The organism is Pseudomonas sp. PA15(2017), from assembly GCF_001945395.1.
Taxonomy (GTDB): Bacteria; Pseudomonadota; Gammaproteobacteria; order Pseudomonadales; family Pseudomonadaceae; genus Aquipseudomonas.
On sequence record NZ_MSXV01000030.1, the window covers coordinates 41,630 to 54,171 of the forward strand.

The 12,542-nt window shown below is 61.9% G+C and carries 8 protein-coding genes; 3 read left to right on the plus strand and 5 right to left on the minus strand.

Annotated elements, in window-relative coordinates; genetic code table 11:
• Window positions 1–30: 30 nt before the first annotated feature.
• The 3 genes from lon to BVH03_RS10115 all read left to right on the plus strand — a co-directional run bounded on the left by lon (window position 31) and on the right by BVH03_RS10115 (window position 4,912).
• Complete coding sequence (lon, locus tag BVH03_RS10105) at window positions 31–2,427, plus strand: endopeptidase La (protein ID WP_075961036.1); 2,397 nt, start codon at window positions 31–33, stop codon at window positions 2,425–2,427.
• 135 nt (window positions 2,428–2,562) lie between these two features.
• On the plus strand, window positions 2,563–2,835 hold the full coding sequence (gene hupB, locus BVH03_RS10110; protein WP_003239952.1) for a nucleoid-associated protein HU-beta: 273 nt from the start codon (window positions 2,563–2,565) through the stop codon (window positions 2,833–2,835).
• Window positions 2,836–3,052: 217 nt separating this feature from the next.
• Window positions 3,053–4,912, plus strand: coding sequence for a SurA N-terminal domain-containing protein (locus tag BVH03_RS10115; protein WP_075961037.1), 1,860 nt, complete (start codon window positions 3,053–3,055; stop codon window positions 4,910–4,912).
• Between the two features lie 137 nt (window positions 4,913–5,049).
• Here BVH03_RS10115 and BVH03_RS10120 read toward each other — a convergent pair whose 3' ends face one another.
• Genes BVH03_RS10120 through BVH03_RS10140 form a run of 5 tightly spaced genes read right to left on the minus strand, consistent with a single transcriptional unit; the run spans window position 5,050 to window position 12,456 of the window.
• A complete protein-coding gene (locus BVH03_RS10120; RefSeq protein WP_075961038.1) occupies window positions 5,050–6,666 on the minus strand; it encodes an ABC transporter ATP-binding protein in 1,617 nt (538 codons plus the stop codon).
• A gap of 1 nt (window position 6,667) precedes the next feature.
• Window positions 6,668–7,687: an ABC transporter permease gene (locus BVH03_RS10125; RefSeq protein WP_075961039.1), complete on the minus strand. Its 1,020-nt coding sequence runs from the start codon at window positions 7,685–7,687 to the stop codon at window positions 6,668–6,670.
• A 3-nt stretch (window positions 7,688–7,690) separates the two neighbouring features.
• Entirely contained in the window at window positions 7,691–8,776 is a 1,086-nt protein-coding gene (locus BVH03_RS10130; RefSeq protein WP_075961040.1) for a microcin C ABC transporter permease YejB, read from the minus strand.
• The gene (locus tag BVH03_RS10135; protein ID WP_075961041.1) at window positions 8,777–10,627 is read right to left on the minus strand and encodes an extracellular solute-binding protein; all 1,851 of its coding nucleotides are present in this window, start codon (window positions 10,625–10,627) and stop codon (window positions 8,777–8,779) included.
• Entirely contained in the window at window positions 10,624–12,456 is a 1,833-nt protein-coding gene (locus BVH03_RS10140; RefSeq protein ID WP_075961042.1) for an extracellular solute-binding protein, read from the minus strand. The genes BVH03_RS10135 and BVH03_RS10140 overlap by 4 nt, the downstream gene beginning before the upstream one ends.
• Window positions 12,457–12,542 lie beyond the last annotated feature (86 nt).

Genomic DNA, 12,542 nt, shown 5'->3' on the forward strand with positions numbered 1-12,542 from the left:
GGCCGCAAGGCCGCCGTAGGGCTCAAAATCATGAAGACAACCATCGAATTGCCTCTCCTGCCTTTGCGCGATGTCGTGGTCTATCCGCACATGGTCATCCCGCTTTTCGTGGGCAGGGAGAAATCCATCGAAGCGCTCGAAGCGGCGATGAATGGCGAAAAGCAGATCCTGTTGCTCGCCCAGAAAGATCCCGCGGACGATGAGCCGAGTGAAGAGGGGCTCTACCGCGTTGGCACCGTAGCCACCGTGCTGCAACTGCTCAAGTTGCCCGATGGCACCGTCAAGGTACTGGTCGAGGGCGAGCAGCGCGGCGAGATCGAGCAGTTCATCGAGGCCGACGGCTACAGCGCTGCTGAAGTGCAGCTGCTCGACGAAGTCGAAGCGCCCGAGCGTGAGAGCGAGGTGTTCACCCGCAGCCTGCTCAGCCAGTTCGAGCAGTACGTGCAGTTGGGCAAGAAAGTGCCGGCCGAGGTGCTGTCCTCGCTGAACAGCATCGATGAGCCCAGTCGCCTGGTCGATACCATGGCCGCACACATGGTGCTCAAGATCGAGCAGAAGCAGGAAATTCTCGAAATCGTCGATCTGCCGACCCGGGTCGAGCACGTGCTCGCCCTGCTGGACGCCGAGATCGATCTGCTGCAGGTCGAGAAGCGTATTCGTGGCCGCGTGAAGAAGCAGATGGAGCGCAGCCAGCGCGAGTACTATCTGAATGAACAGATGAAGGCTATTCAGAAGGAGCTTGGCGACAGCGAAGAGGGTCATAACGAGCTCGACGAACTCAAGCGCCGCATTGAAAACGCCGGGCTGACCAAGGAAGCCTACGGCAAGGCCCAGGCCGAGCTGAACAAGCTGAAGCAGATGTCGCCGATGTCCGCCGAGGCGACGGTGGTGCGCTCCTACATCGACTGGCTGGTCAATGTGCCGTGGAAGGCCCAGAGCAAGGTGCGTCTGGACCTGGCGCGCGCCGAGAACATCCTCGATGCCGATCATTACGGCCTCGAGGAGGTCAAGGAGCGCATCCTCGAGTACCTCGCCGTGCAGAAGCGGGTGAAGAAGCTCAAGGGCCCGGTGCTGTGCCTGGTCGGCCCGCCTGGCGTGGGCAAGACTTCGCTGGCCGAGTCGATCGCCAGCGCGACCAATCGCAAGTTCGTGCGTATGGCGCTCGGCGGCGTGCGTGACGAGGCTGAAATCCGCGGCCACCGCCGGACCTATATCGGTTCCATGCCCGGCCGCCTGATCCAGAAGATGACCAAGGTCGGCGTGCGCAACCCGCTGTTCCTGCTCGATGAAATCGACAAGATGGGCCAGGACATGCGCGGTGATCCCGCCTCGGCGCTGCTCGAGGTGCTCGACCCGGAGCAGAACCACAACTTCAACGATCACTATCTGGAAGTCGACTACGACCTGTCCGACGTGATGTTCCTGTGCACCGCCAACTCCATGAACATCCCAGCCGCGCTACTGGATCGCATGGAAGTGATTCGTCTGCCGGGCTACACCGAGGACGAAAAGGTCAATATCGCCACCAAGTACCTCGCGCCAAAGCAGATTCAGGCCAACGGTTTGAAGAAAACCGAGCTGGAATTCGAGGAAGCGGCGATCCGTGACATCATTCGTTACTACACGCGCGAGGCAGGCGTACGTAGCCTTGAACGGCAAATCGCCAAGGTCTGCCGGCGTGCGGTGAAGAAGCACGCGAAGGAAAAACGCTTCCATGTCGTCGTTACCGCCGACGCGCTCGAGGATTTCCTGGGCGTACGCAAGCACCGTTATGGCCTTGCCGAACAGCAGGATCAGATCGGTCAGGTGACCGGTCTGGCTTGGACTCAGGTGGGCGGCGAATTGCTTACCATCGAGGCGGCCGTGGTGCCCGGCAAGGGCAACCTGATCAAGACCGGCTCGCTGGGCGACGTCATGGTCGAATCGATCACGGCCGCGCAAACCGTGGTCCGCAGCCGTGCCCAGAGTCTTGGCGTGGCCCCGGATTTCTATGAAAAACGCGATATCCACATCCACATGCCAGAGGGCGCTACGCCCAAGGATGGCCCGAGTGCCGGTGTCGGCATGTGCACCGCGCTGGTGTCGGCGCTGACGCAGATTCCGGTGCGTGCCGATGTCGCCATGACCGGGGAAATCACCCTGCGCGGTCAGGTGCTGGCCATTGGCGGTCTGAAGGAAAAACTGCTGGCCGCTCATCGTGGTGGAATCAAAACCGTGATAATTCCCCAGGAGAATGTTCGCGATCTCAAGGAGATTCCCGAGAACATCAAGCAGGACCTGCAGATTAAACCGGTTAAATGGATTGACGAGGTCCTGCAAATTGCGCTGCAATACGCGCCGGAGCCCTTGCCAGACGCGGCTCCGGAGTTGGTTGCAAAGGATGAAAAACGCGAGTCTGATTCCAAGGAGCGAATCAGCACGCATTAGCCGGATGCCTTCCTTGACACTTTTTTGGAGCCCTTGATATAAAGCGGCTCTTACCGTGTCGGTAGGCCATCCAGCACCCGATTCGCTTCCATTAAAATCAAGAAACAACCTAAACCGAAATTAAGGGGACTTAGAGTGAACAAGTCGGAACTGATCGATGCCATCGCCGCATCTGCTGATATCCCGAAAGCTGTCGCTGGCCGTGCGCTGGACGCAGTGATTGAATCCGTTACTGGCGCTCTGAAGGCTGGTGATTCCGTTGTACTGGTTGGTTTCGGTACTTTCGCTGTCAAAGAGCGCGCTGCTCGCACTGGCCGCAACCCGCAGACTGGCAAGCCGATCAGCATCGCTGCTGCCAAGATCCCAGGTTTCAAAGCTGGTAAAGCGCTGAAAGACGCCGTCAACTAAGCGTCTTCGGGCCTTTGCCCGCCGGGTCGGCTAATCCCGGCTCGGTTGTGGGGCGGCAATAAGACCAAGCGGTCTGTCACGCCGGGGATTGTAGAGTTCTGATCCCGATCCGCTTCGCACGTTACGAGAAGGCGCATCCCAGGATGCGCCTTTCTTCTATCCGGATTTTACCCACGCTGCGCGGCCATTCTTTGTATGTGGCCGTTCTGGGGGAAGCATGCTGCAAAATATCAGGGACAATTCACAGGGTTGGATTGCCAAAACCATCATCGGCCTGATCGTCGTTCTCATGGCGTTGACGGGCGTTGACGCGATCATTACCGGCACGGGCAACAGCCAGAACGCTGCCGACGTGAATGGCGAGAAAATCAGCCAGAACGAGCTTAACCAGGCTGTGGAGATGCAGCGCCGTCAGTTGCTGCAGCAACTGGGCAAGGATTTCGACGCTTCCATGCTTGATGAGCGCCTGCTGCGCGATGCCTCTCTCAAAGGGCTGATCGAACGCTCGCTGCTGTTGCAGGGCGCCAAGAATTCCAATTTCGCCTTTTCGCAAGCGGCTCTCGATCAGGTGATCGTGCAGACGCCCGAGTTTCAGGTGGAAGGGCGCTTCAATGCCGACCGCTTCGACCAGGTGATTCGTCAGCTCGGCTATACCCGTATGCAGTTCCGCCAGATGCTCGAGCAGGAAATGCTGATCGGTCAGCTGCGCGCCGGTCTTTCCGGTAGCGGCTTCGTCACCGATGAAGAAGTGGCCGCTTTCGCGCGCCTCGAAAAGCAGACTCGTGATTTCGCGACCCGCACCATCAAGGCTGACGGCGCCGCGGTGAAGGTCAGCGAAGACGACGTGAAAGCCTATTATGACGCTCAGCAGTCGCAGTTCATGAGCCCCGAGCAGGTGGTCATCGAGTACGTCGAACTGAAGAAAGATGCATTCTTCTCGCAGGTTTCCGTCAGCGACGACGAAATGCAAGCGGCCTACGAGTCGGAAATCGCCAACCTGGCCGAGCAGCGTCAGGCTGCTCACATCCTGATCGAAGTTGGCGGCGACGTCAGCGACGAACAGGCCAAGGCCAAGATCGACGACGTTCAGAAGCGTCTGCAGCGCGGCGAAGACTTCGCCGCGCTGGCCAAGGAGTTCTCCCAGGATCCAGGGTCGGCCAGCGAGGGTGGTGACCTCGGCTATGCGGGCAAGGGCGTTTACGCCCCGGCCTTCGAGGACGCGCTCTACGCCCTGAAGCAGGATGAAGTATCGGCTCCGGTGCGCACCGAGTTCGGCTGGCACCTGATCAAGCTGCTGGGCGTACAGGCACCTGAAGTGCCGACGTTCGCCAGCCTGAAGGAAAAGCTCGAGACCGACCTGAAAACCCAGCGTGTCGAGCAGCGTTTCGTCGAGGCTACCAAGCAGCTCGAAGACGCAGCCTTCGAATCTTCGGATCTGGCGCAGCCTGCCCAGGAACTGGGCCTGAAGGTGCAGACCAGCGAGCCGTTCGGTCGCCAGGGCGGTGAAGGCATCGCCGCGAACCGTCAGGTTCTGCAGGCCGCATTCAGCCAGGAAGTGATGGAAGATGGCAGCAACAGCAGTGCCATCGAACTCGACCCGAACACCCTGGTGGTCGTCCGCGTCAAGGAGCACCGCAAGCCACAGCAACTGGAGCTCGATCAGGTAAGCGACAGCATTCGTGCTCAGCTGACCAGGACCCGCGCCAGTGAGGCGGCCAAGGCCGCTGGTGAGCAGATGGTCAGCGATCTGCATGATGGCAAGGTCAAGCCTGAAGGTGCCGAGTGGCAAGTCGTCGAGGCGGCCACCCGCAACCAGGATGGCGTCGACCCGGCCGTGCTGCAGGCGTTGTTCCGGATGCCCAAGCCGACCGGTGAGAAGTCCGAGTTCAGCGGCATTGCCCTGGGCAACGGCGACTTCGTGGTGATCCGCCTGAAGGGCGTCAGCGAGCCCGAGCAGGCCCTGACCGACGAGGAGAAAGCCATGTACCGCCGCTTCCTCGCTTCGCGCAGTGGCCAGGAGGATTTCGCGGCGTATCGCAGGTTGTTGGAAAGCAAGGCGGATATCGAGCGCTTCTAAGACTCACCGCGACAACGACAAAGGCCCCGATTTCGGGGCCTTTGTGTATCTGCAGGTTTAGGTCGGTAATACGGCAGCGCCATCGCGAGTCTGCGGCGACCTGCACCGCAGGTTCATGGCAGGCTCAGGCGCCGGCTTCAGGCTGTCTCGGGTCCCTTGGTCAGGAACGCCGCTTCCAGGAGCTGCTGGGTGTAGGGGTGTTGAGGCGCCTGGAACACTTGCCTGGCGTCACCTTGCTCGACGACCTGGCCCTGTTTCACCACCATCAGTTGATGGCTGATCGCGCGTACCACCGCCAGGTCATGGCTGATGAACAGGTAACTCAGGTTGTACTTGGCCTGCAGCGAGCGCAGCAGGTCGATCACCTGGCGCTGCACGGTGCGATCCAGCGCCGATGTCGGCTCGTCGAGCAGAATCAGCGCCGGTTTGAGCACCAGAGCGCGGGCGATGGCGATGCGCTGGCGTTGGCCACCGGAAAACTCGTGGGGATAACGGTGCCGGCTGTCCGGATCGAGGCCGACTTCCAGCAGGGCATCGATGATCGTCTGTTCCTGTTCGGCCGCGCTACCAATGCGATGGATGCGCAGCCCTTCACCGATGATCATGCCCACCGTCATGCGCGGGCTGAGGCTGCCGAACGGGTCCTGGAACACCACCTGCATTTCCCGTCGTAGCGGGCGCACGTCGCGCTGCGACAGGCCGTCGAGATGATGCTCGCCGAAGCGGATGCCGCCCTGGCTGCCGATCAGCCGCAGGATGGCCAGGCCCAGGGTCGATTTGCCCGAACCGCTCTCACCGACGATGCCCAGAGTCTGGCCACGCTGCAGGCTGAAGTTGATGCCGTCCACGGCCTTGACGTGATCGACCGTGCGGCGCAGCAGGCCCTTCTTGATCGGGAACCAGACCCGCAGGTCTTCCACCTGCAGCAAGGTGTCGGCGTCTTCGCTGGCGACAGGGTCGCCATCCGGTTCGGCCGCCAGCAGCTCACAGGTGTAGGGATGCTGCGGCGTGGTGAACAGCGTCTCGCAATCCGCCTGCTCGACCAACTCACCGTTCTGCATCACGCATACGCGCTGGGCGATGCGGCGTACCAGCTTGAGATCGTGGGTGATGATCAGCATGGCCATGCCCAGGCGCGCCTGCAGGTCCTTGAGCAACTCGAGGATCTTCAACTGCACGGTCACATCCAGCGCGGTCGTCGGCTCGTCGGCGATCAGCAGTTCAGGTTCGTTGGCCAGGGCCATGGCGATCATCACGCGCTGGCGTTGGCCACCCGACAGTTCGTGGGGCAGGGCCTTGAGGCGCTTGTGTGGCTCGGGTATGCCGACCAGCTCCAGCAGCTCCAGGGTGCGTTGGGTGGCGGCCTTGCCGCGCAGCCCCTTGTGCAGGGCAAGCACCTCGTTGATCTGTTTTTCGATGCTGTGCAGCGGGTTCAGGGAGGTCATCGGCTCCTGAAACACCATGGCGATGCGGTTGCCACGGATGCCGCGCAGCGTGCGTTCGGGCAGCTTGAGCAGGTCTTCGCCGGCGTAGCGGATGCTGCCGCTGGGATGTTGGGCCAGCGGGTAGGGCAGCAAACGCAGGATCGAGTGGGCGGTGACCGATTTGCCGGAGCCGCTTTCACCGACCAGGGCCAGGGTCTCGCCACGGCGGATGTCGAAGCTGATGTGGTTGACCACGCTTCGGCTGCTGTCGCCGTTGACGAAGGCGACGGAGAGGTCGCGGATTTCGACGAGGTTATCGGGATGGCTCATCTTACTTCCTCGGGTCGAAGGCATCGCGGGCCGCTTCGCCGATGAACACCAGCAGGCTCAGCATGATGGCCAGTACGGCGAAGGCGCTGATACCCAGCCAGGGCGCCTGCAGGTTGGACTTACCCTGGGCGACCAGCTCGCCGAGCGACGGTGAACCTGCCGGCAGGCCAAAACCCAGGAAATCCAGGGCGGTAAGGGTGCCGATGGCGCCCGTGACGATGAACGGCAGGAAGGTCATGGTCGAGACCATGGCGTTGGGCAGGATGTGGCGGAACATGATCGCGCCGTTACGCATGCCCAGGGCCCGGGCTGCGCGCACGTATTCGAGGTTACGGCCACGCAGGAATTCGGCGCGCACCACGTCGACCAGGCTCATCCAGGAAAACAGCAGCATCAGGCCGAGCAGCCACCAGAAGTTGGGCTGCACGAAACTGGCCAGGATGATCAGCAGGTAGAGCACCGGCAAACCCGACCACACCTCCAGGAAACGCTGCCCGGCCAGATCCACCCAGCCGCCGTAGAAGCCCTGCAGGGCGCCGGCGGCAACACCGATCACCGAGCTGGCCAGGGTCAGCGCCAGGGCGAACAGCACGGATATCCGGAAGCCGTAGATGACCCGTGCCAACACGTCGCGGCCCTGATCGTCGGTGCCCAGCCAGTTGGCCGCCGAGGGCGGTGCGGGGGCGGGCACCTTGAGGTCGTAGTTGATGCTTGAATAGCTGAAAGGGATCGGCGGCCAGACCATCCAGCCGTCCTTCTGCTCGATCAGCTCGCGGATATACGGGCTCTTGTAGTTGGCTTGCAGAGGGAACTCACCGCCAAAGGTGGTTTCCGGGTAGCGTTTGAGCACGGGGTAATACAGCTCGCCGTCGTAGCTGACCACCAGCGGCTTGTCGTTGGCGATCAGCTCGGCGCCCAGGGTCACGAAGAACAGGGCGAGAAAGATCCACAGCGACCACCAGCCACGCTTGTGAGCTTTGAAACGTTCGAAGCGGCGTTGATTGAGCGGGGAAAGTGCCATGGCTCAGGCCTCCCTGCTTTCGAAGTCGATGCGTGGATCGACCAGGGTGTAGGTGATGTCACCGATCAGTTTCACGACCAGCCCCAGCAAGGTGAAGATGAACAGGGTGCCGAAGACCACCGGGTAATCGCGGTTGATCGCCGCCTCGAAACTCAACAGGCCCAGGCCGTCGAGGGAGAAGATCACCTCGATGAGCAGGGAGCCGGTGAAGAAGATGCCGATGAAGGCCGCCGGGAAGCCGGCGATGATCAGCAGCATGGCGTTGCGGAACACGTGGCCGTAGAGCACGCGGGCGTTGCTCAGGCCCTTGGCGCGGGCGGTGGTCACGTACTGCTTGTTGATCTCGTCGAGAAAGCTGTTCTTGGTCAGCAGGGTGAGGGTGGCGAAGTTGCCGATCACCAGGGCGGTGACCGGCAGGGCCAGGTGCCAGAAATAGTCGAGAATCTTGCCGCCCAGGCTCAACTCGTCGAAGTTGCTGGACGTCAGGCCGCGTAGCGGGAAGAAGTCCCAATAGCTGCCACCGGCGAACAGCACGATCAGCAGGATGGCGAACAGGAATGCGGGAATGGCGTAGCCAACGATGATCGCCGAGCTGGTCCATACGTCGAAAGCGCTGCCGTGCCGAGTGGCCTTGGCGATCCCCAGCGGGATGGACACCAAGTACATGATCAGCGTGCTCCACAGCCCGAGGGAGATGGACACCGGCATCTTCTCCATGATCAGGTCGATGACCTTGGCATCGCGAAAGAAGCTTTCACCGAAGTCCAGTTGGGCGTAGTTCTTGACCATGATCCAGAAGCGCTCGGGGGCCGACTTGTCGAAGCCGTACATCTTCTCGATCTCGGCGATCAACTCCGGATCCAGGCCCTGGGCGCCGCGGTAATTGGAGCCGGCCGTGGACACTTCGCCGCCGCCACCGGAGATGCGCCCCGTGGCGCCACCGGCGGCCGCGTCGAAGCCTTCCAGCTTGGCGATCATCTGTTCCACCGGGCCACCGGGCGCGGCCTGGATGATCGCGAAGTTAATGACCAGGATGCCGAATATGGTGGGAATGATCAGCAGCAGGCGCCGCAGGATATAGGCCAGCATCTAGCGTTCGTCCTGCTCGGCGGTGGATGCGTCTTCACGGCTGACCACTTCGCCGATCGGCTTTTCCTGCCACCAGGTCATCAGGCCGTAGTCGTACAGCGGTGATTTTTCGGGGTGGCCGAAGCGTTTCCAGTAAGCGACGCGGTAGGCATCTACGAAGTAATTGGGCACCACGTAGTTGCCCCACAGCAGCACGCGATCCAGGGCGCGGGTATGGGTGATCAGCGATTCGCGGGAGTCGGCCTGAATCAGCCCCTCGACCAGCTTGTCGATCGCCGGGTCGCGCAGGCCGATGAGGTTGCGGCTGCCCGGGTTGTCGGCGCTGCTGGAGTGCCAGAACTCGCGCTGTTCGTTGCCGGGCGAACTCGATTGCGGCCAGATCGACGACGTCATGTCGAAGTCCCGCGAACGCAAACGGTTGATGTACTGGGAAACGTCGACACGGCGGATCTGCAGGTCGATGCCCAACTCGGCCAGGTTGCGCTTGAACGGCAGGATCACCCGCTCCAGATTGGCCTGGGTGTTGAGAAATTCGAAGGCCAGCTGGTTGCCGTTGGCATCGACCATCTTGTCGTTCTCGATCCGGTAGCCGGCCTCGGTGAGCAACTGATAGGCGCGGCGGGCCTGGTCGCGGATGATGCCGCTGCCGTCGCTGACCGGTGGTGCGAAGGCTTCGGTGAACACACGGTCGGGAATCTGTCCGCGCAGCGGCTCCAACAGCTTCAGCTCGGCCGGGCTGGGCAGGCCCCTGGCGGCCATTTCCGAGTTCTCGAAGTAGCTGTGGGTGCGCTTGTAGGCGCCGTAGAACAACTGCTTGTTGGCCCATTCGAAATCGAACAGCTGGGCAATCGCCTCACGTACCCGCGGGTCCTGGAACATCGGTTTACGGGTGTTGAACACGAAGCCTTGCATGCCGGCCGGGTTACGGTTGGGGAACGCTTCCTGGACGAATCGCCCCGCACGTAGCGCCGGCGAGTTGTAGCCGGTGGCCCAGTCCTTGGCCGAGTATTCGAGGTTGACGTCGAACTGGCCGGCCTTGAAGGCCTCCAGGGCGACGGCCATGTCGCGAAAGTAGTCGATACGGATTTCATCGAAATTGTACATGCCGCGTGCTACCGGCAGATCCTTGGCCCACCAGTCCCTGACGCGTTCGAAGCGGATCGAGCTGTTCGGCGAGAAGTCGGCGATCCGGTAAGGGCCGCTACCCAGAGGCGGCTCCAGGCTGCCCCGGGAGAAATCGCGGCCTTGCCACCAATGCTTGGGCAGCACCTGCAACTGGCCGAGGATCAATGGCAGCTCGCGGTTGCCGGCATGCTTGAAGCTGAAGCGCACGGTGCGCTCGTTCTCGGCGACCACCTCGGCGACGTCGGCATAGTAGTGGCGGTACAGCGGGTCGCCGTGTTCGAGCAAGGTATTGAAGGTGAAGATCACATCTTCGGCGGTAACCGGTTCACCGTCGTGAAAGCGCGCTTTGGGATTGAGGTAAAAACGCACGTAACTGTCGTCGGCGCCTTTCTCGATCTTTTCGGCGAGCAGGCCATATTCGGTAAAGGGCTCATCCGGCGAATGATAGGTGAGGGTGTCGTAGATCAGCCCGATGCGGTCGGCCGCGTTGCCCTTGGGAATGAACGGGTTGAAGCTGTCGAAACCGTTGAGCCCTGGCAGGCGCAGCACGCCGCCCTTGGGCGCGTCCGGGTTCACGTAATCGAAGTGCTTGAAGTTGGCCGGGTATTTGGGCGCTTCGCCGTACAGCGTCAGGGCGTGTTGCGGCGCGGCCTGGGCGAGGCTGGCGAGGCCAAGCAGCAGCAAGGCGCTGCCGTGCATGAGAAATGCACGCAGTGGGTGCGTCATCGTGCGGTCTCCGTGGGTTTCAGCCACCAACTGCGCAGCCCCAGCGTGTAGGGCGGCGTGGCGACGAAGGCAAAGCGGTTGCGGTACGCCAGGCGGTGATAGTCGATGTACCAGTTGGGAATGGTGTAGTACTGCCAGAGCATCACGCGATCCAGGGCGCGGGTCGCGGCCACCTGTTCATCACGGGTGCGGGCAGAGAGCAGCTTTTCGAGCAGGGCATCGACGACCGGGTCGTTGATGCCGGCGTAATTCTTGCCGCCTTTCACGCTGGCCTGGCTGGAGTGAAAGTACAGCGATTGCTCCAGGCCGGGGCTGAGGGTTTGCGGCAGGGTCAGCAGGATCATGTCGAACTCGAAGCGATCCAGACGTTGCTTGTATTGGGCGCGATCCACGGTTCTCAGGTTGGCCTGGATGCCGACGCTGGCCAGGTTCTCGGTGAATGGCTGGAGAATGCGCTCCAGATTGGGGTTGACCAGCAGGATCTCGAAACGCAGCGGCTGGCCCTTGGCGTTGCTGAGGCGCTGGCCCGATGGTTTCCAGCCGGCCTCGGCGAGTAGACCGAGTGCGCGGCGCATGGTTTCACGCGGAATACCGCGCCCGTCGGTCACCGGCATCTTGAATGGTTCGGTGAACAGCGTTGCCGGCAACTGCCCGCGATACGGCGACAGCAACAGCCACTCGGCGCCTTCGGGTTTGCCCCTGGCGGAAAACTCACTGTTCGGGTAATAGCTGGCGGCGCGGGTGTAGGAGCTGTTGAACAGGGTGCGGTTGGTCCACTCGAAGTCGAACATCAAGCCCAGCGCTTCGCGCACGCGCGCATCCTCGAAGGTGGCGCGGCGGGTGTTCATGAACAGCGCCTGGGTTTGGGTGGGAATCTGATGAGGGATTTCCGCCCGCACCACGTCACCGCGTGTGGCCGCCGGAAAACGGTAGTTATTGGCCCAGTTCTTGGCCTGCTGCTCGATATAGAAATCGAATTCGCCGGCCTTGAAGGCTTCGAAAGCGACATGGCTGTCGCGGTAGAAGTCCACCTCGACCCGGTCGAAGTTGTACTTGCCACGATTGGCCGGCAGGGATGCGCCCCACCAGTCCTTGACCCGCTCGAAGGTCAGGCTGCGCCCCGGGTTGACCTGGGTGATGCGATAGGGGCCGCTGCCCAGCGGGGGCTCGAAGGTGGTGGCCTTGAAATCACGATCTTTCCAGTAGTGCTGCGGCAATACCGGCAGTTCGCCCAGGCGTAGGATCAGCAGCGGGTTGTCGGCGCGTTTGAGCACGAAACGCACGCGGTGCCGGTTGAGGATATCGACCCGTTTCACTTCCTGCAGGCTGGTGCGGTACTGCGGGTGGCCTTCCTTGAGCAGCAATCGGTACGAGAATGCCACGTCGTAGGCGGTGATGGGCTTGCCATCGTGAAAGCGCGCCTCGGGGCGCAGGTTGAATACCACCCAACTGCGGTCTTCGCTGTATTCGACGGAGCTGGCGATCAGCCCGTAGCTGGACGCCGGTTCGTCACCGGAGGGGTCGTACTGGCCGGTGCCCACCATCAATGGCTCGTTCAGTTCGGTCACGCCGTACTGCAGGAAGTTGGCGGTGGCCACCGGGCTGGTGCCCTTGAGCGTATAGGGGTTGAGGGTGTCGAAGCTGCCAGCGGCCATGATGCGCAGCGTGCCGCCCTTTGGGGCTTCGGGGTTGACCCAGTCGAAGTGGGTGAAGCTGGCGGGATACTTGAGCGCGCCGAACTGCGCATAGCCGTGGCTTTCGCTGAGCGTTGCCGAGGCCGGGAAGCTGGTGGCCAGGCCAAAAAACAGCGAGAGGAGGGGGCGTCTCAAGAGCAGTATCCGATCCGGGGCAGCAAGGTTTCCGTACAGTAACAGCTTGTCTGTACAGGAAAAAGAGCGGCCCCGGCGGCTCGCGT